Origin of the sequence: Corynebacterium sp. LK2510 (assembly GCF_040946405.1) — a bacterium.
Taxonomy (GTDB): Bacteria; Actinomycetota; Actinomycetes; order Mycobacteriales; family Mycobacteriaceae; genus Corynebacterium.
This window is the reverse complement of the sequence record NZ_JAYWLR010000009.1, coordinates 33,088-54,900: the sequence shown is the minus strand read 5'-3', so window position 1 is coordinate 54,900 and position 21,813 is coordinate 33,088. Positions and strand designations below refer to the sequence as shown.

The following is a 21,813-nucleotide window of genomic DNA, read 5'->3' as shown; positions in this document are numbered from 1 at the left end:
ACTCAGGGTACCCCACCTCCACAGGCCGCGATTGTCTAGAACGGAGCCACCGCGTCCCCTCGCGTGGCCTGCGCCATCTGCAGGTCTTCGGCCGACTGCAGCGTGACGGGTTCCTGGCCCTCGAGGGTGTTACCGGCGGCGCTGCTGCGAAGCGATGAGACCTGAGAGTTGCTCAGCTCGAAGCCCACACGCGTGGCCTTAAGCTTGGTCGTGTAGCGCGCTTCTGTCTTCTTCGCGCCGTTTTCCTCGAGTTCTTTCTCCCAAACGTCGGTGATGAGGTAGCCACAGACGACGACCGGGAAGCCCTTGCGCAGCGAGGCACCGACGTTGACGGCGAGTTGGCCCCAGCATTCGACGTCGACGTAGAGGTTGTCGGTGTCTTTCCAGATCGGTGCACCCTTCGGGTCTTTTTCCTCGGTCCGGTAGCGGCGCGAGGTAGCAACGCGGATCTTGCACAGAGTGGAACCGGTGTCCTCGAAGGTGCGGAACTCCGGGTCGGCGATCAGGTTTCCGTTGATGGTCACGGGCATTTGGCTCATGGTGATTCCCCCCAGTTGGTCTGAACCCGGGCCCGTGTCTCGGACCCGGCACACTCCACACTGCTACCTGTGCGCCCTCCTGAAAAGAGCAAGCGAAAAGGCCTGTGGACAACCCTCTCGGAGCATCCACAAGCCCACATGCAAATCGCTGTTTTACTTGCCAGAGCCACCGGTGTGGGAGTACTGCGCGAGCATCTCGTTGTAGCGGCGCCACTCCTCGTCGTCGGACTCCTGCGCCTCTCGGTCGATCTTCTGCGATTCTGCGCGGTCCTCCGACCACCACGCCCAGAACAGGGCTCCGAAGACGATGACGAGCGGGAAGGATCCTGATGCCCACGCGATGCCGCCGCCGACTTTCTGGTCGGCAAGCAGATCCGGCTGCCACGACAGCGCGAGGGAGCGGTAAAACTCCTCCCCCATGACGATGTTGAGCTGCATGAGGTAGACGCCCATGAACAGGTGGATAGGCATGGACACCCACAGCCACGCGAGGCGGGCCCGGGCGGAGAAGCGACCGGCGATGTGGTCGGGACCGATTAGTTCCCAGAAGTAGAAGTATCCGGAGATGAGGAACACCGCGTTCATGATGACGTGGCCCGCGTGCTCGGAAATGAGCAGCTCGTAGAGCGGGATTGAGACGTACATGACGTAGAAGAAGAACACGAACTGGCACATGGACACTGGCGGGTAGGTAACCACGCGGAGGAAACGCGAGCGTTCGAAGGACTCGACCCACAGCCGCGGGTTGAACTCTCCTGCCGGGTAGGCGCGCTTGACCAGGGTCAGCGGCGCGCCGAGCACGAGAGCGACGGGCACGGTCATGGACAAGATCATGTGGACGACCATGTGCGCGGTAAATGAGGCCGGCATATGCATACCGATTCCAGAGGACATCGTGACCACCGTGATCGCATTTCCCAGTAGCCACCACACGGTGCGCCCGATCTTCCAGTCGTCTACACGCCGGGTCAGCCACAGGTAATAGCCCGCCAGAAGGAGGGCGATGACGCTGTAGAGCAGCTCCGGGCGCCACATTCCGAGCCAGTTGAAAGTGGTCAACGGTTGATCAAGCTCGTAGCCGAGCGCGAGCTGCATCTCGCTGAGGTTCGGGTCGCGCGGCGGGGGCGGAGGGGTGCGCCCGAGGGTAACGGCTAGGCCCGTCACCAGCGCCATTAGTAGTACCTCAATCGTCGCCAGGCGCACGAAGCCGGGTTCGCCGCGACGCAGGCGCGGGATAATGACCTGCCTGTGGGCGTACCCCACCAGGCCCAGCACGAGAAGGCCGACAGTCTTTGCCACCAGCACCCACCCGTAGTTGTAGGCGGTGAGGTCCTCGGGCCGGACGCGGATCGCCGCGTTGATGACACCGGAGAGCAGCATGACGATGAACGCGAACAACGCAATGCGGGAGTAGCGCTCCACCGCCGCCGGCAGGTGCGGGCCGAGCCGGCGCCCGTGTGCGACAAGCGCCATGAGCGCGCCGACCCAGATGAGCATGAAGGTCAGGTGCCACAGATACGAGTTCGTCCCGTAGTCGTGGTCGCCTCCGCTGGCCGAGTGGCCGGTCAGGCCGAGCGGCATGATCGAGATAATCGCGCCGATAAACAGTGCGACCTGCGACCACCAGGAACGGCTCACTAGCGCTGCGACGCCCACGACTAAAGAGATAGCCCCGACGATAAGCCATGTCCGCGCGTCCGCGACCTGGGACAGCGCCGTCTCCCAGGAGAGGGGCTGCAGCACGACGGAGCCGAACGGCGTGCCGGAGACGTCGGAAAGCACTAGCGGAATCATCGTCAGCGCGATCAACGCAACGCTTATCGACGCCCACCCGCCAGCGCGCGACGCAATGTGGCCGTCCACGGTCAACCGAGCCCCGTTGAGATCGGGGCCCGCCTGGCGGGGCGGGATAAGGAAGGCGGAGAAGAGAAACGAGCCCACGGCGAGGGCGACGAGCATCCACGCGGTACCGCGCAGGGCAGGCAGTGCGAAGGTGGTTAACGCGCCCGGATCCGGGATGCCGAGCGCGGCGAGGGACTCGGTGAGAAAGACTTGCGAGACCCCGCCGGCGATGAGCGCGCTGACGGCAAGCACCGTCAGATAAAACGTCCACGCGCTACGGACTCCCCGCCCGGCGCGCGCGCCATTGTCCTTCGTGACCGCTACCTTCTCCGACATGGCCCCGATCCTACGTTCGGTGGAGACGGGTACCTAACCGAAGAGCACGGGCGGGTGCGCTAAGATATGTGCGCTGCCTCCGTAGCTCAGTGGATTAGAGCATCCGGTTTCTACCCGGCTGGTCGCGGGTTCGAATCCTGCCGGGGGCACTTTTCCATTTCCCCTGTTTTCGCAGGTAGGATACCCTATCCTGACGCAGCGAACTGGTGGCCAAACGGCGACGATTTGCCGGTTTTCTGTCAGCTCCCTGCATGCCAGGTGCGCGAAGATTCGTCCATGTTCATGAGTATCGCGGGCATTCCCGCCCACCCGCTTGTCATCCATCTCGCTGCCGTCGCCGCCCCGTTGGCCGCGGCACTCGCGATCGCCTGGGCGCTTCAGCCCGGCCGCTTCACGCGGTCGTGGCGTATTACGGCATTGATTACTTCTGTGGTGGCAGCTGCGTCGATGTTGGCCGCGCGCAGCACGGGAGAGTCACTTCTCGCTCCGATGGGGTTGAGCGAGAGCAACCTCGGCGAGGTGGCGCAGCACGCGGCGTACGCGAACGCCGCCACCGCTGCAGTCGTTGTCCTGCTCGGCGCGGTTGCGCTGTTCTTCATCCACAGCACTGGGCGTTTTTCCATTCCCGCCCCGGGCGCCATTCGCGGACTTATGGTGGTCGCCGCGATCGCGACGATCATCAGCGTTGTCTTGGTCGGCCACGCCGGCGCTCAGCTGGCGTGGGCGGATTTACCTGGAAACTAGCACGGGGGGCGTCGCTAAGCTCGATGGCGACCCACTGGAAGCCCCTCAACGCAAGGAGAATGCCATGACGCTCGATAACAACGGACGCGCGGGGTCGACCCCCACGAACGAAGACAGCATTGACCACCTGGGCGACCCGGACGCCGACGGCGACTTCCAGCGCGACGCCTCCGCTAGCGACGACGAGGAGAAGTAGCTGAGCTCGCAGTCCCCGTCGACAGGCGGCGATGACCCTGATCGGCTGCTCGAGGCCGGGAAGCACCATATCGGCAGCGAGCCGGAGTCCACAGAAGACCCGAACTAAACCCCTTCACCTGAACCACCCCGCACACGCTGCGGGGTGGTTTTTCGTACCTCGGGGGCACCCGGTTGCGAGCCATGTATCCCACGGTGTAAAACTTGAATCCCACATACTGGAACGCTTTGAGAGGAGACATCGTGGCGCCGCCCGTTGACACCCAGACCGCGACCGTTGCACCGACGGTCGACACTGCCCCGCGCACCACCACTCGGGAGGAGCGGCGCCGCGTGCGCTTCGCCTCCACGATTGGCACCACGATTGAGTTCTACGACTTCTACGTCTACGCAACGGCGGCAGTCGCAGTGCTTCCGTTTTTGTTCTTCCCGGCGTCGGAAAGCTCCACTGTCGCGCTACTGCAGTCCTTCGCCACCTTCGGGCTCGCGTTCATCGCCCGCCCGCTGGGATCGGTCGTGTTCGGCCACTTCGGCGACCGCGTCGGCCGCAAGGCCACGCTGGTTGGCGCGCTGCTCACGATGGGCATCGCCACATTCATCATCGGCCTTCTGCCCACCTACGCGCAGGCCGGCATCTGGGCCCCCGCGCTGCTCGCCCTGATGCGTTTCGGTCAGGGACTCGGCCTCGGCGGCGAATGGTCCGGCGCAGCGCTGCTGTCCACCGAAACTGCCGCAAAGGGACGGCGCGCATGGGCCGCGATGTGGCCGCAGCTCGGAGCTCCGTTCGGGTTCGTCCTGGCCAACGGACTGTTCCTCGTCCTGGTCACGTGGCTGGGCCACGCCCGAGGCGATCTCGAAGGCGCGTTCATGACATGGGGCTGGCGCATCCCCTTCCTGATGTCCGCGGTCATGGTCGCCGTCGGACTGTGGATCCGCCTTCAGGTCGAGGAGACCCCGGTCTTCCAACAGGTTTTGGACAAGGACGAAAAGCTGTCCTCGCCACTGTCCGAGGTTTTCAAAAACGGCTGGCGCCCGCTCCTGCAGGGCACCTTCATCATGGTCGGCTGCTACACGCTGTTCTACATCGTCACCACGTGGTTCCTGTCCTACGGAATCGGCAACCCCGCTGAGGGCGTTGGCCTGGGCATCCCCTACGTCGACTTCCTCAAGCTGCAGCTGGTGTGCATCTTCGGCTTCATGATCGGCATCCCGGTCGCCTGCCACCTGGCCGACACGCACGGCCGCCGGCCGGTCCTGGGACTGACCTCCGTGGCCATCATCGCCTACGGCCTGAGCTTCCGCTGGCTGCTCAACCCCGACTCCTTCACCATGGTGTCTCTGGGCGTGTTCCTCTTCATCGGCATGATCTTGATGGGCCTAATCTTCGGCCCGATGTCCGCCATCCTGCCCGAGCTGTTCCCCTCTAACGTCCGCTACACCGGGTCCGGAATCTCGTACAACGTCTCGTCCATCCTGGGTGCCGCGATCGCCCCCTTCATCGCCACCGCACTGAACGCCGCATATGGCCCGCAGGCCGTCGGTATCTACCTGGTGGTGGTCACCGCCATCTCCCTGGCCGCGATCATGTGGTCGCCGGAGACCAAGCACACGGAGATGCACGAGGTGTAAGACCGCCCTATACTTTCCATCATGGAAAGTAAGGACGCACATGAGGCGCTCGAGGCCGTCCGCGACGTCGAATCGCGGGCGACTCCGGCGCCTTCGCTCGTTTACATTGCCCTGCCAAGCGCCCTTCTTGGGCTAGCCGTCTTTTTCGTTTTGCAGGAACAGCTCTTGTGGGCATTGCTATTCGGCGCCGCCACGGTTCTCTCCGCATTTGTCGCCCCCCGGAAGAGGCGCGGCGTGCGCTACGCAATGAAGCAACCGATCGGGGAAGACCCGCAGTTTTCATGGACCTCCCTCCTCCCCTTTCTTTTCACCTACGCCCTGATCGCCTTTGTCCCCAAAGGCGATCCGTACATCTCAGCGGCGGCCGGACTCGCGGCCACAGGCGCGGCGGCCACCTTACTGTGGCGGGAAGGCCGCTAATGGAGCTCGATCCCGTCATCCACCCCATTCATCGCCTCACAATTTGTGCCGCACTCAACGCTGCGGGGGCCGTGGAGGGCGAGGCGCGCTACGAGATGCGATTCTCGCGACTGCGTGACATCACCAAGCTTTCCGACGCCACACTATCCAAGCAGCTCACAACGCTTGAGTCCGCCGGTTACATCACCAGGTTTCGCGAGTACGGCCCAACTCGTGCGAAGGACACCGTATGGGTCAGCCTCACCGAACAAGGCAAAAACGCCTTTGAGTGCCACGTCGCGGCCCTGCGCGAAATTGCCGGAGAGTAGCGCTTGTGCGCTTATCGAAAAACGCTATTATCGGATATCGATACCATCGCCATTCGATAAGGAGCGTGCCATGTCAACCAGGTCCCGCAACGATTTTGCCCAGTCACTCACCGCCATCGTCATCGGCACAGTCATCTGGTGTATCCCCGAGATCATTCAGATGGCACGAACCGGGTCATTCATCACCCGCCTGTCCCCCGCCCTGCCCCAGGGCCTGCTCGCCGGCGAGCTCAGCGGTGGCGCGGTCACGTTTCTCACGACCGCACTGGTACTGAAGTACGCGGCGCTCACGGCAACAGCGGTGTTTCTCGCCCGGGCCCTTGTACCAATGATGCGCGGTGAGATCTTCACAGCCGGAAGCATCCGCAATCTCAACGTCGCCGGTTGGATGATGGGAGTGTGGATCCTCGTCCGGCTTGGGGTTGAGGGCATGGCCAACAATCTCGCCGCCTCTGAACTGGGTGTCGAACACTGGTGGGAGACGGCGTCTCGCACACCCCTGTCGGACATCGCCCCGGCGTTCGCACTCACCATCACGCTGGGTATCCTCGCAAGCGTCGTGAAGCGCGGCGCAGCGCTCGAGAAGGAGGTAGAGGGACTTGTCTGAATCCCGCCCCGAGCCCCGGGTCGTTTGCCACCTCGACCGGCTCATTGAAAAGCGCGGCACGACCGGCGCAGCCCTCGCCGAGGAGGTCGGCATCACGCCCGTCAACCTCTCGGTGCTGCGGAACAATCGCGCAAAGGCCGTGCGCTTTTCGACGCTCACCGCGCTCTGCGCAGCCCTCGACTGCCAACCCGGCGACCTCTTCACTGTCGAAACTGACTAGTACCCTGGGGGCCATGACTTTCCCCTCCCCCACTATCGACTCCTACGCGCTCGTCACGGGCGCGTCCCAGGGCATCGGCGAGGCGATCGCCCGCGATCTCGCCGCCGCCGGGTACAACCTGATCGTTGTCGCCCGGCGCGAGGACGTGCTGATGGCGCTCGCGAACGAGCTATCGTCCCGCCACGGCGTCAACGTCGACGTGTTCGCGGCGGACCTGTCCAAGGAGCGCGACGTTACCGCGCTGCTCGACTACATCAACGCCCGCACCGTCACCATCTGCATCAACTCCGCGGGCATCGCCTCGTTCGGCCCGTTCATGAAGCAGGACTGGACCTACGAGACCAACCAGTACAACCTGAACGCCACCGCAGTGTTCCGCATCACCAAAGCCGTGCTCAACCAGATGGTGCCGCGCGGCGAGGGTGCACTGTGCAACGTGGGCTCGGCCGCGGGCAACATCCCGATCCCCAACAACGCCACCTATGTCTTCACCAAGGCCGGCGTGAACACGTTCACCGAGGCACTGCACTACGAGCTCAATGACTCCGGGGTCCACGTCACCCTCCTCGCCCCGGGGCCCGTGCGCGAGGCGCACATCCCGGAGGACGAGCAGACCATCGTGGACAAGGTCGTCCCGGATTTCCTCTGGACCACCTACGAGTCCTGCTCGCGCGACACGCTCAACGCTTTGCGACGCAACAAGCGCCGCGTCGTGCCCGGGCCGCTCTCCAAGGCCATGGACGTCGTGTCCACCTACGGCCCGCGTGGGATCATCGCCCCGATCGTGGGCTCCTTCTACGCCAAGATGGGAGACGAGTAAATGAGCACCAAGCACGACAGGATCGTCTGGGTCGATTTGGAGATGACGGGCCTGGAACCGGAGCGCCACGTCATCGTTGAGGTCGCGGCCCTTGTCACCGACGCCGATCTGAACATCCTCGACGAGGGCATCGACCTCGTGGTCCACGCCACCGACGCGCAGCTCGCGGAGATGGACGACTTTGTCAGCGCGATGCACTCGGAAAACGGGCTTCTGGACGACATCACCACCTCCACCGTCACCATCGAGGAGGCGGAAAAGGCGGTTCTGGAGCTCGTGGCCAAGCACTGCGACCCGAACCACCCCGCACCGCTTGCGGGAAACTCGATCGCCACCGACCGCTCCTTCATCCGCGCGCACATGCCCGCACTCGATAAGGCGCTGCACTACCGCATGATCGACGTCTCCACCGTCAAGGAGCTCTCACGGCGCTGGTTCCCCAAGGCCTACTTCAACCAGCCCGAAAAGGGCATGAAGCACCGGGCGCTGGCCGACATCGTCGACTCCGTCCGCGAGCTCGACTACTACCGCCGCTGTGTGTTCGTCCCCGCCCCCGGCCCGGAATCCGAGGACGCCGCCCGCGCAGCTGCCGCCGCCAGCGACGCCTACCAGCGGTTTTTGTAAAACAACCGCCGCGTACTAATGTGCTTGATGTTGCCTGCGGCGCGAGCTAGACAGCAACGATGGTGGCTGTAGTTCAGCTGGTAGAGCACCAGGTTGTGATCCTGGGTGTCGCGGGTTCGAGTCCCGTCAGCCACCCCGAATGAAACGGTCCTGCGCAAGCAGGGCCGTTTTTCCGTTTGCACCTTAGCCCCTGGCTACGCTGTGCTGACGTCGATGGCGGCGACGGCGGCGTCGGCAAGCGCGACCTCGCGGTCCCCAGCGCGCACCAAGCGCATCTGTGCGAACCGCGTCCCCGTCATGGTGACAGTAACCCCGGGGCGGATGCCTACCTCCGCGAGGTAGCGCAACAGCTCGGAGTCTGAATCGTGGATCCGCTCGACGGTTCCGCTCGCGCCATCGCCTAGCGACGCCAAACTCTGCACCTGCAGCACCTCCACCTCACCCCGCTCGTTGGGAATGGGATCACCGTGCGGGTCCCGCGTGGGGTGGCCCAGGACCGCGTCGATCCGGGAGATGAAGGTGTCGGACACCGCGTGCTCGAGGTTGTCTGCCTCCTCGTGCACTTCGTCCCAGCTGTAACCGAGCCGCTCCACGAGGTAGGTCTCCAGCAGGCGGTGGCGCCGCGCCATCGTCGTGGCCAGTTCGCGGCCGGCGCCCGTCAGCGAAATGCCCCCGTAGGGCTCGTAATCGACCAAGCCCTTCTCCGCGAGCCGCTTGATCCCTTCGGTCGTCGTCGACGGGCGCTGCTCCATACGCTCGGCCACCTTGCCCATCGCGGCAGGCGAGTTCGTGCGTTCGGTGAGATCGAAGATTACCTTCAGGTAATCCTGGGTTTTAGCCGGTAACGCGGAGACATCCATAACCTCGATACTATGTCAGGTGGCGCGCCACCGAGGAGCCCGCGAAGACAACACCCGCCCACAGCGCGATCATGCCGCCGGCGGACAATCCCCACACCTCGGCGGTAAGCAAACCACCCACGCCGAGCAGGACACCAACGACCGGTGCAGCCCACACCAGCGCTGATGGGGAGCGCACCCACGGACGCAGAATCGCCGCCGGGGCAGCTAACAGCGCGATGGACACGATCGTGCCGACAGCGGGGATGGCCACGACAATGCCGAGGCAGATGAGGGTGAGCACGGTGGCGTCGTAAAGCGTAAGCGAGCGCCCCTGAGCTGTGTAGAGCTCCCGGGAAAACCCGAGCGCAACGATGCGCGGGCCCGCCCACCACTCGACGAGGACCGCTGCGGCCAGAACGATGCCCGCCGCCGCGACATCCGTCGCGTTCGCGGTGAGCACCGACCCCGTCAGGAAGGAATCGACGTGCACCGGCAAAGGCTTAAACCAGGTCGCGGCGAAGTAACCCAGGCCAAACCCGGCAGAGAGGACGATGCCCGCGGCTGACTGGCTGGTCATTCCGCGCATCCTGGCGAGCCCCGCCATCGCGGCGGACAGCAGGGCACAGCCGAGTAACGCGCCAGCGAAAAGCAGCTCGGTAATGTGGTCCGGCGCTACGGCAGCGCCGACGACGACGCCAAGCACCGCTCCGGGAAACGTCGCGTGCGAGACAGCTTCCGCAAAGAAAATGCGGCGGTGCATCAGCGCGTACGATCCGATAAGTCCCGTGGCCGCACCGACGAGGACTACTTCCCACAGCGCAAAAGCATTGAGGTGCCACCAGCTCATCGTCGCACCACCGCCCCCGCTGCCGCTGCGATGAGAAAGCCGCCCAGCAAGGCAACAACCACGCACGCTTGTGGCGAGACAGGGTGCGACAGCGGCTGGGACACGACCCACATCCCGACCAACGAACTGATTGTGGCGAGGACGACTGCCCACACCCCCATCGTTCGTGGCGAGCTACTTACCAGTCGAGCCCCAGCCGCAGGAATAACGAGGAACCCGATGACCAAAAGCACCCCGACAGCCGCCGCGCCGGCCACCACAACGGCAGCGACAGCGGCGTTGAAAAATGCGTCCTGGCGCAGCGTGGGCACTCCCGCCGCGCTAGCACCACGGCGGTCAAACGCTAGGGCCACCTGGGCCGGCCAGTAGGCGGCAACAAGCACGGCCGCGAGAGCACAGGCGATAACCCCCTGCATCAGACGTGGCGTGGACATCTCCAGCAAACGACCGAACATGAGCGCCTCTAACTGACCGGACTTGTCCGAGTGCGCGAGCGAAATCACGACGCCTGCTGCGTAAAAGGTCGACAGGGTAATCGCGATGCCCGCTTCGTCCGCTTTCCCGGCACGGTTGCCCGCAACAGTCAGGACAGCAGCAGCGATCGCACCTGCCACAGCCCCGCCCGGAACGATCCCGTCTAGGCCTGCCACGATGAATCCAATGACGATCCCGGGGAACACCGCGTGAGAGAGGGCCTCCGCGGAGAACTCCGCACGGCGCAGGTTGATCAGCGTTCCGACGAGAGCAGAACTTAACCCGAGGGCAAGCAACATGAGCAACGGACGCAGAATCCAAGGGACGAGGATCATTGGCTGATCCTCCCGTTGGCAACTGTTAGGGTCGCGTTACACACCGCGTCCGACAAGGCGAGGTCGTGCGTGGACAGAAGTACCGCGACCCCCTTGCGCTTTTGCTCTTCAAGGACCTCAATCAAGACGCGCCTGTTATCACAGTCGAGCCCGTTGAAAGGCTCGTCCAAAACGAGCACAGGTGGGGCGCTGACAATGGCGCGGGCCACGAGCACCCGTTGACGCTGCCCGCCGCTGAGGTCAGCGAAGCGGACTCGCGCCCGGGCTTCGAGGCCCACAGCCGCGAGGGCGTCGAGGCTGCGCTGACGCCCAGACGCGCCAATGCGCTGGAAGGGCTTCAGCTCATGAACCAGCCCGAGTGCCACGACCTCACCGGCCGTGATCGGAAACTCCGAGGCGGTCTCCGCGTGCTGGGGAACGTAGCCAATCGCGCCGTCCACCTTTACCTCGCCGCCGAGGACGTCCGCCAGACCGACGGTGGCCTTGAGCACTGTGGATTTGCCAGTGCCGTTCGATCCCAAAATCCCGACGGCGTGGCCGGGGCGAACCGTCATAGACACATCGCTCAGGACTACGGTGCGACCGTAGCCGAGGAATGCCTCGTTGAACTCAACTGCCATTTAGATGACGTCTTTCGGCTCTGCCCCCGCCAGCGAAGCAGGAAGCGGCGCGACCTGCCCGCCCCAGGCCCGAACAAGGTTGGTCACGTTGTGGACGATAGAGCCGATGTAGGTTGCTCCATCGGTACCTTCCGGCCCGAGCGAGTCACCGTAGAGGGCGTCGTCTCCCGTCACTGCGCGCACGCCCGCAGCCCGAGCAATTGCCTCGATGGACTTGGCGTTGTTGGAGTTCTCCCCGAAGATCACCTTCGCGTGTGCGTCGGCGACCTGCTGGGCGCCGAGCTTGATGTGTGCCGCGGAGGCATCCTGCTGGGCGTTGAAGTCCGACAACGCGGATCCGATGAAGTCGATGTCGTAGTCGCGGGCTAGGTACCCGAAGGCATCGTGCGAGGTGAACAAGACGCGGTCCTCGCGCGGAACTGAGTTAAGGGACTCTCCCACCCACTGGTCGAGGTCCTTCAGCTGGTCCAGGTACGCAGAGGCGCGCTCACTCCACTCTGTTGTTCCGCTCGCCTTGTCCAGGGCGTCCGCGATGTTTTCTACCTGAATCGCAGCTCCGCGCGGACTCGTCCATACGTGGGGGTCGAAGGTGAACTCCGCTTCTTCCCCCGGTTCCGGTTCGAAGGGCCAGGGCGCGATGTCGACCTTGTTTACGCCTTCGTCCACGGTGAACCTGCCCTCAGGGGCGGCACCCGCGTAGCCGCTGGTCACGGTCATGGTTCCGGCGAATCCGGATGAGACGATTGCTTGGTCCAAGAACCGTTCGAGGTCAACGCCGTTGACCAACACAACGTCCGCGCGGTTGAGCGCACCCATCTGCTCGTTGGTCATCTCGTGTTCGTGGGCAGACGCGTTCGGTGAAAGCAGGCACGTCAGGTCGAGGGAAGCATCCGCGTCCAGGTTCTTCACGTAGTCGCAGATTTGGGTCGTTGCAGCGACCACGTGCAGTCGTTCGTCCTCGCTCTGGCCGGCGCAGGAGGTCAGAGCAAGGCTGGTTGCCAGGGTTGCGGTGAGAGTGACAGCAGCGCGTGTCAGCGTCATGATGGTCCTTTCGTGGGTGCTTGTCGACGCCCCCCATCGACAACAGTTTTCAACTAACAAGGTGACCCTAACACTTGATGCAAGCCGAAAGGAAGATAGGTTTTCAATTAATTGAACTTCTGGGAGCCAACGGGCACGCTACCTGCACTTACGCGCGCTACGCCAGCTCCGGGTTCCCCTTCTCCCACTGCTCCCATGGGATGTTCCAGTACCCCAACCCGTCGGTCCCGCGCAAAGTTCCACCGCGGGTATTGACCACCTCAACGGGATCGCCGCGTTTCACCGTCTTGAGATACCACGCAGCGTCCTCAGGCGAGGCGTTAATGCAGCCGTGTGACTGATTCGTGTTACCGAGCGCCCACATCGCCCACGGTGCGGCGTGAACGTAGATTCCGGAGTACGACAGCTGGGTCGCGCTCGCAACATCCGTAACGTACCCACCCGCATCGAGCGCGAGCCCATACGATCGCGAATCCATCTGCAATGCGTTGTGCTGGTCACCGACCACGTACACGCCGTTTGGCGTATCCCATTGTCCGTCCGTTCCCAGCGACACTGGGAAGGACTTAATTGCCTCGCCATTGCGCAGCACTGTCAGCGTCTTCGTGGCGTTATCGACCCGGGTAATCACCTCGTCACCGATAGTGAAGTGTGTTTCCGCGTCGCTTGCACCCCACACTCCCCCGCCCAGGTTCTTGCCGTACAGGTCAATCTCCACACTCACCTCAGTGCCCGGCTCCCAGTAGTCCTTCGGGCGCCACCGCAGCTCATACGGATCGAGCCAATAGAAGTCGCCGACTGTGTTGTTGGAGGTGTTCACCGTGATGGCATCCTCGACAGCGTCGCGGTCCTGGGGCGCGGCAGAAAAGCGCACCGTCACGGCCTGCCCAACGCCAACCATCGACCCTTCGACCGGGCCAAGGTAGGCCTCGGCCCGAACGTTAGGAATAACCGTGGAAAATGTCGTGGAAATCTCGTTGCCCGCACGGTCATGACCCTCGATCGTGTATGCGCGGCCGAAACCGAGGTCTTCGCTGGTTTCCCACTCAGTCATGTCGTTGTTAAAGGTGCCCTCGACTCGCTTGCCTGCCTCGTTGGTCATCACAAGCGCACGCAGGCCTGCCTCGGCCATCACCGTCACGGGGTCCGCGGGCGCGACCCCGGTGGCCTCATCGCGGACTGACACCTCGGGCTCTCCGGCATGTTCTAGCGTGGCCGCGGAGGTCTCAGCCTCCGGAGCGCTTCCCGCACCGCCAACTCCCGCGCATCCTGCAAGTAGCGCGCACATCGCCGCAGCGGCAAACACACGAATCCCACGAAGTGCCATCATCTCTCCGACCTCATCACACCACACGCACCCTTAATCGCCAGCGCCTCTCACCCTATCGCCCCGGGCATGCCAAAAGCCAGTCCGCGCGACACCTTCACAACACACCACTTTACGGCCGTGAACAGGCGATTTCATGCGTTGCGAGAATCGGTGTTATATTCTTCTTCGTTGCCGAGAGCGACACAAACTAAAAAATGCGCCACTAGCTCAATTGGCAGAGCAACTGACTCTTAATCAGTGGGTTCGGGGTTCGATTCCCTGGTGGCGCACACCGCAAAGGCCGGAGCGCGTACGCGCCCGGCCTTTTCTCATGGCCGCGTACACTGCGATTATATGACTACCGCACTCGTAATTGTCGACGTTCAGGGCGACTTCTGCCCCGGCGGTTCGCTCGCCACCGCGCAGGGTGACGAGGTCGCGAATAAAATTGCGCAGCTCCTCGCCAACCCCGATATCCGGTCGCGCTTTTACTCCCACATTGTGGCCACTCAGGACTGGCACATCGATCCGGGCGAGCATTTTTCTGCCGAGCCCGACTTCGTCGATTCCTGGCCCGTTCACTGCGTCGCGGGTACCGAGGGGGCAGCAATCCGCGAGCCCATTAACACCGCGCTTATCGACGCCTTCTTTCGCAAAGGCGAGTACTCCGCCGCCTACTCCGGCTTCGAGGGCGCAGCCGACGGTGTCGGCCTCGGCGACTGGCTGCGCGAGCGCGGCGTCGACGCGATCGACGTCTGCGGCATCGCCATCGACCACTGCGTGCGGGCAACGGTCCTCGACGGACTCAAGGGAGGCTTCGCCGTCCGAGTCCTGCGGGACATGTGCTCGCCTGTCGACGCCACCCGCGGCGAACTAGCCCTCGCCGAGATGCGCGACGCCGGCGCTGAGTTGGCCTGATAGGAAGACCCACAACAGAACCCCCGCACCACCGTGTGTCAGTTCACGGTGATGCGGGGGTTCGGCAACGCTGCGTCGCTTAGCGGCGGGCGAGGAGCTTCTGCAGCTCCTTGAGCTCCCTCTTGCGCTTGTTTCCGTTGAGCACCTTGACGGCTACCAGGAGAACAATTCCGGCGCTGATTCCGGCGAGAACCTTCTGCACGGTCTCGTCCTGGAGCAGGCTGGCGGCCTTGTCCTTGGCGTTGTCCGCCAAGTTCGACGGGTTGGCGCGGTCCGCCAGCTCGTCGAGGGTGCTAGCCAGCTGGCCGCGGGTGCGTTCGATGTCGCGCTCGATATCGTTGATGTCTCGTGCCACGGTGATGAACTCCTACTTGAATTTGTACTAAGACGTGTCCGTTTCAACAGTAGTGTAAAACGGGCAAGTATGACTGAAAATAAGCGACTGGAACCAGGCGACACAGCCCCCGCATTCAGCCTTCTCAACGACCGTGGCGAGACCGTCTCGCTGGCCGATTACGCAGGCAAGCGCGTCATCGTGTACCTCTACCCGCGCGCCAACACCCCCGGCTGTACCACCGAGGCGTGCGACTTCACTGAGCGCTTCGACGAGTTCATCGGCGCTGGCGTTGAGGTAGTCGGCATCAGCCCGGACACCCCGGAAAAGCTCGCCGCGTTCCGCGCGGACCACGACCTCGCCGTCACGCTGCTGTCGGACCCGACAAAGGAAACAATGACCGCCTGGGGCGCGTTCGGTGAGAAGAAAAACTACGGCAAGACGGTCCAGGGTGTGATCCGCTCGACTTTCCTGGTGGATCCCGACGGGACCATCGCCCAGGCGCAGTACAACGTGCGCGCTTCCGGCCACGTCGGCCGGATCCTGCGCGACTGGGGTATCTAGAATCGCTTCGTCTCCCCCGATGCGTGTTGTGCGCCCGGGGAGACTTGAACTCCCACGTCATAAGACACTGGAACCTAAATCCAGCGCGTCTGCCAATTCCGCCACGGGCGCGAGTGCCCCTCACTTTACATGGGAGCTCACGCCCACCTGAAAAGCAGCGGTCGGGAGGATAATCTGCCGCAGCCGCGGGTTGCTAGACTTACCGGTTGTGAGCCACTCCAACGAACCTGCCCCCAAGCGCGAACGCGTGCGGGTGCGGGCCTGGCACATTATCTTGCTGGTAGCGGCGGTCATCTGCACCGTGCTTCTCGCCTGGTGGCAGTGGACCCGGTTCCAGTCTGGCACGGGCAGCTTCCAAAACCTCGGTTACGCCCTGCAGTGGCCGTTTTTCGGCGCTTTCTTCGTCTATGCCTACCGCATGGGCCTGAAGATGGAGAACGAGAAGATCGACGCAATCAACTCAGGCACCGCTATGGAAGACCTTTACGAGGCCGACACCCGCCTGTTTGGCGAGGACCGCTCCGCCACAGCTATCGACGACACCTTCCTCCCCTCCCGGCCCGAACTCGGCGTCGAGGAGTTCAATGCCCTCAATGTCCAGAGGCGCCGCGGAGGGACCGACCCCGACACCACGGAGGCGAACTGATGAGTACCCCCCTTCCCCCTTCCACCGGCGACAACCCGGCACCTGCGCGGATTCACCCGGAGCGCCAGCGCCGCGTCAAGACAGCCCTGACCCTGTTTTCCGCCACCGCGTGGATTACGGGTATCTTGCTGCTCCTGCTGACCGCGCGCATGATTATGGAGTACATCTTCGGCATGGAGGTCGACTTCCTCGCCTGGGTCGCGCGCGTGCACGGTCTGGCGTTTATCGCTTTCCTCGTTGCCTCGATGAACCTCGGCTTGAAAGCCCGTTGGCCGGCAATGACGTGGATTGTCACCGCTATTTCCGGTGTCGTTCCGTTCCTGTCATTCGTGGTCGAGAGGCAGCGCCGCCGCGAGGTCACCGAGAAGTTCCAGCTGGCCTAACGCCAGCAGATCAGCCAGCAGAAAGGGCGGGGAGAATGCTCTCCCCGCCCTTTTCCTACGATGCCTAACTACCAGTCTTGGTCAGCGTCAGCGCACCAACCTTCTCCGCCTGAGAGTTGTCCGGAGCGAGGGTGAGGGTATCGCCCTGCACCGATCCCGTGTAGTCGAGGTCCTGCCCGGTCAGCGGATCAGCAAGCTTGAACTCCTCGTCGTCGCGCTCACAGCGCGCGTCGTTGGTGCGGCCGTCGGCCTCGGTCATCTCCCAGGAACAGTTGCTGCCGTCGACAACCACGGTGGCGTTTCCGCCACCAGCGGCCTGTCCGGTCCAGGTGCCCTGGAAATCATCGCCCCCGCCGCAGGCGGTAAGGAGCGTGCCAGAGAGAACAACGGTGGCTGCAGTTGCAAGAGTCTTCTTCGTCATCATGGTTCCATTCTAGAAATCGGCCAGGTGTTGTGCCAGTTCCCGCAGTGCCTTGCCGCGGTGGGAGCGCGCGTTCTTCTCCTCGGGGGTCAGCTCGGCAGAGGAGCGCCCCGGTGCGTCGTCGGGGGCGAACAACGGGTCGTAACCGAACCCGTTGGTGCCCTGCGGGGCGTGGAGCAGTTGTCCTTCCCAGCGCCCGGTCGCGGTGTACTCCTCGCCGGTGGGGGTGACAAGGGCGCAACAGGACACGAACGCCGCGGTGCGCAACGGCACGTCTTTCATCTGTGCAAGGAGCAGGCGGTTGTTTGCCTCGTCGTCGCCGTGGGTCCCGCTCCAGCGGGCGGAAAGCACCCCCGGCATGCCGTTAAGGGCAGTGACCGCGAGCCCGGAATCGTCCGCTACGCACGGCAGGCCGGTTTTCGCCGCACCCGCGCGCGCCTTGATCAGCGCGTTGTCCTCGAAGGTCAGGCCGTCTTCGGTGGGCTCGGGGTAGGCGGGGACGTCGCGAAGCGAGACGAGCTCGATGCCGTCGATGCCGAGCTCGGTGAGCACTTGTTCGAGTTCGCGGAGCTTTTTCGCGTTGTTCGAGGCGACGAGAACTTTTACCACCCCAGTGCCGCCTTCTGCGCCTCGATAAGTTCGCGGCAACCCTTCTCCGCAACGTCGAGCATCCGGTTAAGCTCCTCGCGGCCGAACAGGCCGTGCTCACCGGTGCCTTGGATCTCCACGAAGTTGCCGCCTTCCTGCATCACCACGTTGAGGTCGACCTCTGCGCGGGAGTCCTCCTCGTACGGCAAGTCAAGCGCGACGTGGCCGTCGATGATGCCGGCTGAGATCGCTGCGATCGGCTTGAGCAGGGGTGTACCGGGAACGACTCCCTGTTGGGAGAGGAACTCGATGGCGTCGGCAAGCGCGACGTAAGCGCCGGTGATCGATGCGGTGCGGGTGCCGCCGTCGGCTTGGAGGACGTCGCAGTCGAGCTGGATCGTGTTCTCGCCGAGCTCGCGCAGATCGACAGCGGCGCGAAGCGAACGCCCCACGAGCCGCGAGATCTCGTGGGTGCGGCCCTTGACCTTGCCCTTCATCGACTCGCGCGGCATGCGCTCGTGCGTGGCGGAGGGAAGCATCGCGTACTCCGCAGTCAGCCAGCCCTCGCCGGAGTCGCGCTTGAAGCGCGGCACGCCGAGCTCGACGGAGGCGGTACACATGACGCGGGTATTGCCGAACTCGACGAGAACACTGCCCGCCGGGTTGGAGGTAAAGCCGCGGGTGATGCGCACCGGGCGCAGCTCGTCGAAGGCGCGGCCGTCGGCACGCTGGAAAGCAATCTCAGTCATGCTCCCAAGCGTAACTTAAAGCTCGAACACCGCCCCTGCCTGGCCCAGCACGATCTCGCCATCAAACTCGCGGCGCGCCGCCTCAAGCGTCGCCTCCGGGTCGCTCCACGGCTGGATATGGACGATTACAAGCTTCTCGACGCCCGCCCGACGCGCAATCTGGCCCGCCTCCTCACCGGAGAGGTGCATGCCCTCCGGCTTGCCTTGCGAGGTCGCACCCCAGGCGGCCTCGCACAGGAAAATGGATGCGTCGCGGGCTGCGTCGACAAGCGTGTCCGTCATGGCCGAGTCCCCGGAGAACGTGACGACCTTGCCCGTTTCGGGGTCTTCGACGCGCAGCGACATCGCATCCACGGCCGGATGGAGCGCCGGGTACGGAGTGACCGTGACCTTTTCAACCTCGACGGGCGTTTCTGCCCGCCAGGTGCGCACCTCAAAAGTGTCGGTGATGTCGTCGAACTCGTCCGGGCCCTCGGCGCTAAAGCGCCCGAAGTGGTCGGCGACGTGCGCCGGGCCGAACATGAGGTGGCGCTGGGACGCCGGCGCGGTCGGATGGAACCTGCGCCACACCAGCAGCGAGGGAAGGTCAGAGCAGTGGTCGGCGTGCAGGTGGGTGAACAGCACGTGCGCGTTTGCCGGGTCGTGCACCGTCTGCATGGCGCCGAGCGCCCCCGGCCCGAAGTCCAGAAGAATACCTGGGGTTTCGGGGCTCTGCGGCGTCGAAAGTAAATATGATGATCCCGGATTGCCGGGCGCGCCCAGACTCCCGGAGCACCCGAGAATAGTCAGCCTCATGGCACAACTGTGCCATGAAACGGCCACGAAATCTAACACATGGCCCCAGACAACCCCGGCGTGTTGTCAGTTCGCGCCGCTTGTTCCCACTGCGTGGACGTGCGGGCCAAGGAATCGCTGGGCGAGGCGGTTAAAGGTGTCGGGGTCGCCCGTGGACTCAAACACCCGCGTCGGCGTGCTGCCCTCCGGGGCTAACATGTCGCGCTCGGTGAGGATGCGCAGCACGTCCTTGGCTGTCTCCTCAGCCGAGGAGACGAGGGTGACGTCGGGCCCGATGGCGAGCTGCACCACACCAGACAGCAGCGGGTAATGGGTGCAGCCCAGGACGACGGTGTCCACGCCGGCGGCCTGGAGCGGCTCGAGGTAGCCCTGGGCCACCCCGAGGATTTGCCGCCCGGAGGTGATGCCGCGCTCAACAAACTCCACGAAGGCCGGACACGCCGCGGCAGTGACCTCCACTCCTGGGCTGAGGTGGAACAAGTCCTGGTAGGCGCCCGAGGTGATCGTGCCGCGGGTGCCGATCACTCCAATGCGGCCGTTGCGCGTGGTGGCAATGGCGCGGCGTACCGCCGGTTTGATCACTTCCACCACGGGGATGTCGTAGCGTTCGCGGGCATCGTGCAAGAACGCAGCGGAGGCGGTGTTGCACGCGATGACCAGCATTTTGCAGCCGCGTTCCACGAGGTCGTCCGCGATGCGTGTGGCGTGGCGGCGCACATCGGCGATCGGCTGCGGGCCGTAGGGGCCGTGCGCGGTGTCGCCGATGTACAAGATGGACTCCTCGCCCAACTGATCCATCACCGCTCGGGCGACCGTGAGCCCGCCCACCCCGGAATCGAACAGGCCGATGGGGCGGGGGTCACCGCTGTTGTCTTTGTCGCGCGTCGGGTCCAGCACGGTGGCCGATTGTACCCGCCGTCGTCAGGCTAGAACCGTGGAGGGACCTGCGTCGGCGGGCGCTGGGCGCGGAGCTGCGCCCGGCGCGCCACGAGCTCGGGCGGGTCGTCGGAGGTGATGATCATGCCGGCGAGGATGCCGCCGATCGCGCCGAAGAGATGCCCTTGCCAGCTCACGCCCGGTGTCAGCGGGAGCACTCCCCAGATGAGTTCCGAGTAGAGGAAGCCGAGGATCACCCCCAACACGATTTGGCGCCCCGACCGGTTGAAGATGCCGCGGATGACCAGGTACGCCAGCCAGCCGTAGACGAGCCCGGAGGCGCCGATGTGGTTGGTGCCCACCCCGCCGAACAACCAGATACCGATGCCGGACGCCAGCACGGAAAAAGCCGTGACTTCCCAGAACACGCGCGCACCGGAGTAGCCGATGAGGAAGCAGAAGATCGCTCCCGGGATGCTGTTGGCCATGATGTGGTTGAGGTCCGCGTGTAGAAGTGGGGCTGTGAAAATGTTCGGCAGCGCGGACGCGTCAAGGGGATGGATACCGAAGAAAGTCAGCCAGCCACCAAGAAAAACGGCGTTGACGATGAAGACCACCCAAATGACGGCGAGGTAGCCGAGCGCGAAGCGGAAGCCTGTCGCGCGCTTTTCGCGGCGCGACTTGCCCATCTGGCGCTGGCTGACCGGCTGCAGGCCGCCCCCGGGCCGGCCGGCGTAGGGTGACGAGGTGAAACCGGGGCGGGGTTGATTCGGATAGTGCGAATACTGCGGGCGCTGCGGGTGCTGGTAGTTCGACATCACCGCTGATTCTAGAGCGCCAACTCGCAATACGCTGGGACACCGTAGCCCGGACCGGCGCGCACGACAGCGTCGACGATCGCGGCTTGGACCACGTCCGCCGCGGCAGTGCACAGGTCCGCCAGGCGCTCCGGGCCCATCCCTCCCGACTGCGAGGCGGTGGACACCGCAAACAGCGTGTCCCCGTCTAGCGGCGAGTGGGCGGGGCGCACCGCGCGGGCGAGGCCGTCGTGGCCGGTCATCGCGAGGCGTTGCAGATGGTGCGGCGGCAGGGGCGCGTCGGTCGCGATCACCCCGATCGTCGTGTTCAGCCGCGGCCCGGGCCTGACCAAACCCTGGTAGGCCACTGGATCCACGGCGGGCCGCGCCGGATCGCCGTACAGCCTGCCCGTCTCCGGGTCGACGGCCGAACCCAGGGCATTGACCACGATGGCGGCCGCGACACGGAATTCGCCCACGCTTATCGACGCCTGCCCGAACCCGCCCCGGATCACCCCGGCCGTCGCCCCGCACCCGGCGCCCACGCTCCCCGACTCCGCCGGTTCTTCCTCCAGCGCCCGGCGCACGGCTGCTGCTCCGTCGGCGCCGGTGGGCCGGTTATCGGGCGAGCCCACCGTGAGGTCGAAGATCACTGCTGCCGGAACGATCGGCACGCGCGGGCCGGGCACGCCCTGACCGAAAACCGGGAACCCGATGCCGCGGCGCTCCAGTTCCAGCATCGCCCCGTCGGCAGCGGCCAACCCGAACGCGGATCCGCCCGCCAGCACGATGGCGTGGACGCGCTCGACGGTGTTGTGCGGCTGCAACAGGTCTGTCTCTCGTGTACCCGGTCCCCCGCCGCGCACGTCGACAGCGGCGAGCATGCCGGCCGGATCGGCCGAGACCACTGCGGTCACTCCGGTGTCGCCCAGTGACTGGTGCCCGAGGCGGATCCCGGGGACGTCGAGAAGCGTCGCGGCCATGGGGAAA

General features: G+C 64.5%; 29 protein-coding genes and 4 tRNA genes. 16 read left to right on the top strand and 17 right to left on the bottom strand.

The annotated features are described in order from the left end of the window. Nucleotides 1-35: 35 nt before the first annotated feature. Both VVR41_RS06540 and VVR41_RS06535 read right to left on the bottom strand, forming a co-directional pair. Entirely contained in the window at nt 36-539 is a 504-nt protein-coding gene (locus tag VVR41_RS06540) for a single-stranded DNA-binding protein (protein ID WP_368524085.1), read from the bottom strand. 153 nt (nt 540-692) lie between these two features. Beyond that, nucleotides 693-2,717, bottom strand: a complete 2,025-nt coding sequence (locus VVR41_RS06535; protein WP_368524084.1) for a bifunctional copper resistance protein CopD/cytochrome c oxidase assembly protein — start codon at nt 2,715-2,717, stop codon at nt 693-695. Between the two features lie 75 nt (nt 2,718-2,792). Here VVR41_RS06535 and VVR41_RS06530 point away from each other — a divergent pair. The 11 genes from VVR41_RS06530 (at nt 2,793) to VVR41_RS06480 (ending at nt 8,419) form a co-directional block, all read left to right on the top strand. Then, nucleotides 2,793-2,866 (top strand) — tRNA-Arg (locus tag VVR41_RS06530). A 127-nt stretch (nt 2,867-2,993) separates the two neighbouring features. Next, complete coding sequence (locus VVR41_RS06525) at nt 2,994-3,461, top strand: hypothetical protein (RefSeq protein WP_368524083.1); 468 nt, start codon at nt 2,994-2,996, stop codon at nt 3,459-3,461. Nucleotides 3,462-3,525: 64 nt separating this feature from the next. Further along, entirely contained in the window at nt 3,526-3,657 is a 132-nt protein-coding gene (locus tag VVR41_RS06520; protein WP_321103785.1) for a hypothetical protein, read from the top strand. A gap of 239 nt (nt 3,658-3,896) precedes the next feature. Further along, the gene (locus VVR41_RS06515) at nt 3,897-5,285 is read left to right on the top strand and encodes an MFS transporter (protein ID WP_409338286.1); all 1,389 of its coding nucleotides are present in this window, start codon (nt 3,897-3,899) and stop codon (nt 5,283-5,285) included. Between the two features lie 21 nt (nt 5,286-5,306). Next, nucleotides 5,307-5,705 (top strand): hypothetical protein, encoded by a 399-nt coding sequence (locus tag VVR41_RS06510; protein WP_368524082.1) that lies wholly within the window; start codon nt 5,307-5,309, stop codon nt 5,703-5,705. Next, complete coding sequence (locus tag VVR41_RS06505) at nt 5,705-6,013, top strand: transcriptional regulator (protein ID WP_321103783.1); 309 nt, start codon at nt 5,705-5,707, stop codon at nt 6,011-6,013. Before VVR41_RS06510 ends, VVR41_RS06505 begins: the two co-directional genes overlap by 1 nt. A gap of 70 nt (nt 6,014-6,083) precedes the next feature. Continuing rightward, a complete protein-coding gene (locus VVR41_RS06500; RefSeq protein ID WP_368524081.1) occupies nt 6,084-6,620 on the top strand; it encodes a hypothetical protein in 537 nt (178 codons plus the stop codon). Continuing rightward, a complete protein-coding gene (locus VVR41_RS06495; protein WP_321103781.1) occupies nt 6,613-6,840 on the top strand; it encodes a helix-turn-helix domain-containing protein in 228 nt (75 codons plus the stop codon). Before VVR41_RS06500 ends, VVR41_RS06495 begins: the two co-directional genes overlap by 8 nt. Nucleotides 6,841-6,853: 13 nt before the next feature. Next, the gene (cmrA, locus tag VVR41_RS06490) at nt 6,854-7,660 is read left to right on the top strand and encodes a mycolate reductase (RefSeq protein ID WP_368524080.1); all 807 of its coding nucleotides are present in this window, start codon (nt 6,854-6,856) and stop codon (nt 7,658-7,660) included. Beyond that, nucleotides 7,661-8,284 carry an oligoribonuclease gene (gene orn / locus VVR41_RS06485; protein ID WP_368524079.1) on the top strand — a complete coding sequence of 208 codons (624 nt, stop codon included), beginning with the start codon at nt 7,661-7,663 and terminating at the stop codon, nt 8,282-8,284. 62 nt (nt 8,285-8,346) lie between these two features. After that, a tRNA-His gene (locus VVR41_RS06480) sits at nt 8,347-8,419 on the top strand. A gap of 59 nt (nt 8,420-8,478) precedes the next feature. On the opposite strand, the gene VVR41_RS06475 is transcribed toward VVR41_RS06480, so the two are convergent. The 6 genes from VVR41_RS06475 to VVR41_RS06450 all read right to left on the bottom strand — a co-directional run bounded on the left by VVR41_RS06475 (nt 8,479) and on the right by VVR41_RS06450 (nt 13,773). Next, nucleotides 8,479-9,144: a metal-dependent transcriptional regulator gene (locus VVR41_RS06475; protein ID WP_368524078.1), complete on the bottom strand. Its 666-nt coding sequence runs from the start codon at nt 9,142-9,144 to the stop codon at nt 8,479-8,481. A 10-nt stretch (nt 9,145-9,154) separates the two neighbouring features. After that, the gene (locus VVR41_RS06470; protein WP_368524077.1) at nt 9,155-9,973 is read right to left on the bottom strand and encodes a metal ABC transporter permease; all 819 of its coding nucleotides are present in this window, start codon (nt 9,971-9,973) and stop codon (nt 9,155-9,157) included. Then, nucleotides 9,970-10,782 (bottom strand): metal ABC transporter permease, encoded by an 813-nt coding sequence (locus tag VVR41_RS06465; RefSeq protein WP_368524076.1) that lies wholly within the window; start codon nt 10,780-10,782, stop codon nt 9,970-9,972. The genes VVR41_RS06470 and VVR41_RS06465 overlap by 4 nt, the downstream gene beginning before the upstream one ends. Further along, nucleotides 10,779-11,402: a metal ABC transporter ATP-binding protein gene (locus VVR41_RS06460; RefSeq protein ID WP_368524075.1), complete on the bottom strand. Its 624-nt coding sequence runs from the start codon at nt 11,400-11,402 to the stop codon at nt 10,779-10,781. The genes VVR41_RS06465 and VVR41_RS06460 overlap by 4 nt, the downstream gene beginning before the upstream one ends. Further along, a complete protein-coding gene (locus tag VVR41_RS06455; RefSeq protein WP_321103775.1) occupies nt 11,403-12,443 on the bottom strand; it encodes a metal ABC transporter substrate-binding protein in 1,041 nt (346 codons plus the stop codon). Nucleotides 12,444-12,600: 157 nt separating this feature from the next. Then, a complete protein-coding gene (locus VVR41_RS06450; protein WP_368524074.1) occupies nt 12,601-13,773 on the bottom strand; it encodes an Ig-like domain-containing protein in 1,173 nt (390 codons plus the stop codon). Between the two features lie 196 nt (nt 13,774-13,969). On the opposite strand from VVR41_RS06450, the gene VVR41_RS06445 reads away from it, so the two are divergent. Beyond that, nucleotides 13,970-14,042 (top strand) — tRNA-Lys (locus VVR41_RS06445). Between the two features lie 64 nt (nt 14,043-14,106). Then, on the top strand, nt 14,107-14,670 hold the full coding sequence (locus VVR41_RS06440; protein WP_368524073.1) for an isochorismatase family protein: 564 nt from the start codon (nt 14,107-14,109) through the stop codon (nt 14,668-14,670). 79 nt (nt 14,671-14,749) lie between these two features. Here VVR41_RS06440 and VVR41_RS06435 read toward each other — a convergent pair whose 3' ends face one another. Further along, nucleotides 14,750-15,025: a DUF3618 domain-containing protein gene (locus tag VVR41_RS06435; RefSeq protein ID WP_368524072.1), complete on the bottom strand. Its 276-nt coding sequence runs from the start codon at nt 15,023-15,025 to the stop codon at nt 14,750-14,752. Between the two features lie 69 nt (nt 15,026-15,094). On the opposite strand from VVR41_RS06435, the gene bcp reads away from it, so the two are divergent. Then, nucleotides 15,095-15,568 carry a thioredoxin-dependent thiol peroxidase gene (gene bcp / locus VVR41_RS06430; RefSeq protein ID WP_368524071.1) on the top strand — a complete coding sequence of 158 codons (474 nt, stop codon included), beginning with the start codon at nt 15,095-15,097 and terminating at the stop codon, nt 15,566-15,568. 29 nt (nt 15,569-15,597) lie between these two features. On the opposite strand, the gene VVR41_RS06425 is transcribed toward bcp, so the two are convergent. Next, nucleotides 15,598-15,679 (bottom strand) — tRNA-Leu (locus tag VVR41_RS06425). A gap of 97 nt (nt 15,680-15,776) precedes the next feature. On the opposite strand from VVR41_RS06425, the gene VVR41_RS06420 reads away from it, so the two are divergent. Together VVR41_RS06420 and VVR41_RS06415 are read left to right on the top strand one after the other, a co-directional pair. Next, nucleotides 15,777-16,214 carry a hypothetical protein gene (locus tag VVR41_RS06420; RefSeq protein WP_368524070.1) on the top strand — a complete coding sequence of 146 codons (438 nt, stop codon included), beginning with the start codon at nt 15,777-15,779 and terminating at the stop codon, nt 16,212-16,214. Further along, the gene (locus VVR41_RS06415) at nt 16,214-16,597 is read left to right on the top strand and encodes a DUF3817 domain-containing protein (RefSeq protein ID WP_368524069.1); all 384 of its coding nucleotides are present in this window, start codon (nt 16,214-16,216) and stop codon (nt 16,595-16,597) included. The genes VVR41_RS06420 and VVR41_RS06415 overlap by 1 nt, the downstream gene beginning before the upstream one ends. A gap of 64 nt (nt 16,598-16,661) precedes the next feature. Here the strand turns inward: VVR41_RS06415 and VVR41_RS06410 are convergent, their stop codons facing one another. The 7 genes from VVR41_RS06410 to VVR41_RS06380 form a co-directional block, all read right to left on the bottom strand. Continuing rightward, a complete protein-coding gene (locus VVR41_RS06410) occupies nt 16,662-17,021 on the bottom strand; it encodes a hypothetical protein (protein WP_368524068.1) in 360 nt (119 codons plus the stop codon). A gap of 9 nt (nt 17,022-17,030) precedes the next feature. Next, the gene (gene rdgB / locus VVR41_RS06405) at nt 17,031-17,627 is read right to left on the bottom strand and encodes an RdgB/HAM1 family non-canonical purine NTP pyrophosphatase (RefSeq protein WP_321103767.1); all 597 of its coding nucleotides are present in this window, start codon (nt 17,625-17,627) and stop codon (nt 17,031-17,033) included. After that, entirely contained in the window at nt 17,621-18,355 is a 735-nt protein-coding gene (gene rph, locus VVR41_RS06400; RefSeq protein ID WP_368524067.1) for a ribonuclease PH, read from the bottom strand. Before rph ends, rdgB begins: the two co-directional genes overlap by 7 nt. A 15-nt stretch (nt 18,356-18,370) precedes the next feature. Continuing rightward, nucleotides 18,371-19,150: an MBL fold metallo-hydrolase gene (locus VVR41_RS06395; protein WP_368524066.1), complete on the bottom strand. Its 780-nt coding sequence runs from the start codon at nt 19,148-19,150 to the stop codon at nt 18,371-18,373. A 66-nt stretch (nt 19,151-19,216) separates the two neighbouring features. Next, nucleotides 19,217-20,047, bottom strand: coding sequence for a glutamate racemase (gene murI / locus VVR41_RS06390; RefSeq protein WP_368524065.1), 831 nt, complete (start codon nt 20,045-20,047; stop codon nt 19,217-19,219). A gap of 29 nt (nt 20,048-20,076) precedes the next feature. Next, nucleotides 20,077-20,844 (bottom strand): rhomboid family intramembrane serine protease, encoded by a 768-nt coding sequence (locus tag VVR41_RS06385; protein WP_409338284.1) that lies wholly within the window; start codon nt 20,842-20,844, stop codon nt 20,077-20,079. A gap of 11 nt (nt 20,845-20,855) precedes the next feature. Continuing rightward, nucleotides 20,856-21,806, bottom strand: coding sequence for a P1 family peptidase (locus VVR41_RS06380; protein WP_368524064.1), 951 nt, complete (start codon nt 21,804-21,806; stop codon nt 20,856-20,858). Between the last annotated feature and the right edge of the window lie 7 nt (nt 21,807-21,813).

Excerpts from the sequence above, each read along its gene's own strand:
- VVR41_RS06450 (WP_368524074.1), bottom strand. The coding sequence starts at position 13,773 with ATGATGGCACTTCGTGGGATTCGTGTGTTTGCCGCTGCGGCGATGTGC.
- VVR41_RS06385 (WP_409338284.1), bottom strand. The coding sequence starts at position 20,844 with ATGTCGAACTACCAGCACCCGCAGCGCCCGCAGTATTCGCACTATCCG.
- cmrA (WP_368524080.1), top strand. The coding sequence starts at position 6,854 with ATGACTTTCCCCTCCCCCACTATCGACTCCTACGCGCTCGTCACGGGC.
- VVR41_RS06510 (WP_368524082.1), top strand. The coding sequence starts at position 5,307 with ATGGAAAGTAAGGACGCACATGAGGCGCTCGAGGCCGTCCGCGACGTC.
- VVR41_RS06525 (WP_368524083.1), top strand. The coding sequence starts at position 2,994 with ATGTTCATGAGTATCGCGGGCATTCCCGCCCACCCGCTTGTCATCCAT.
- VVR41_RS06380 (WP_368524064.1), bottom strand. The coding sequence starts at position 21,806 with ATGGCCGCGACGCTTCTCGACGTCCCCGGGATCCGCCTCGGGCACCAG.
- VVR41_RS06410 (WP_368524068.1), bottom strand. The coding sequence starts at position 17,021 with ATGATGACGAAGAAGACTCTTGCAACTGCAGCCACCGTTGTTCTCTCT.
- VVR41_RS06535 (WP_368524084.1), bottom strand. The coding sequence starts at position 2,717 with ATGTCGGAGAAGGTAGCGGTCACGAAGGACAATGGCGCGCGCGCCGGG.
- VVR41_RS06505 (WP_321103783.1), top strand. The coding sequence starts at position 5,705 with ATGGAGCTCGATCCCGTCATCCACCCCATTCATCGCCTCACAATTTGT.
- VVR41_RS06440 (WP_368524073.1), top strand. The coding sequence starts at position 14,107 with ATGACTACCGCACTCGTAATTGTCGACGTTCAGGGCGACTTCTGCCCC.
- VVR41_RS06455 (WP_321103775.1), bottom strand. The coding sequence starts at position 12,443 with ATGACGCTGACACGCGCTGCTGTCACTCTCACCGCAACCCTGGCAACC.
- VVR41_RS06395 (WP_368524066.1), bottom strand. The coding sequence starts at position 19,150 with ATGAGGCTGACTATTCTCGGGTGCTCCGGGAGTCTGGGCGCGCCCGGC.
- VVR41_RS06415 (WP_368524069.1), top strand. The coding sequence starts at position 16,214 with ATGAGTACCCCCCTTCCCCCTTCCACCGGCGACAACCCGGCACCTGCG.
- VVR41_RS06470 (WP_368524077.1), bottom strand. The coding sequence starts at position 9,973 with ATGAGCTGGTGGCACCTCAATGCTTTTGCGCTGTGGGAAGTAGTCCTC.
- VVR41_RS06520 (WP_321103785.1), top strand. The coding sequence starts at position 3,526 with ATGACGCTCGATAACAACGGACGCGCGGGGTCGACCCCCACGAACGAA.
- VVR41_RS06460 (WP_368524075.1), bottom strand. The coding sequence starts at position 11,402 with ATGGCAGTTGAGTTCAACGAGGCATTCCTCGGCTACGGTCGCACCGTA.
- rph (WP_368524067.1), bottom strand. The coding sequence starts at position 18,355 with ATGACTGAGATTGCTTTCCAGCGTGCCGACGGCCGCGCCTTCGACGAG.
- bcp (WP_368524071.1), top strand. The coding sequence starts at position 15,095 with ATGACTGAAAATAAGCGACTGGAACCAGGCGACACAGCCCCCGCATTC.
- orn (WP_368524079.1), top strand. The coding sequence starts at position 7,661 with ATGAGCACCAAGCACGACAGGATCGTCTGGGTCGATTTGGAGATGACG.
- VVR41_RS06475 (WP_368524078.1), bottom strand. The coding sequence starts at position 9,144 with ATGGATGTCTCCGCGTTACCGGCTAAAACCCAGGATTACCTGAAGGTA.
- VVR41_RS06465 (WP_368524076.1), bottom strand. The coding sequence starts at position 10,782 with ATGATCCTCGTCCCTTGGATTCTGCGTCCGTTGCTCATGTTGCTTGCC.
- VVR41_RS06540 (WP_368524085.1), bottom strand. The coding sequence starts at position 539 with ATGAGCCAAATGCCCGTGACCATCAACGGAAACCTGATCGCCGACCCG.
- VVR41_RS06500 (WP_368524081.1), top strand. The coding sequence starts at position 6,084 with ATGTCAACCAGGTCCCGCAACGATTTTGCCCAGTCACTCACCGCCATC.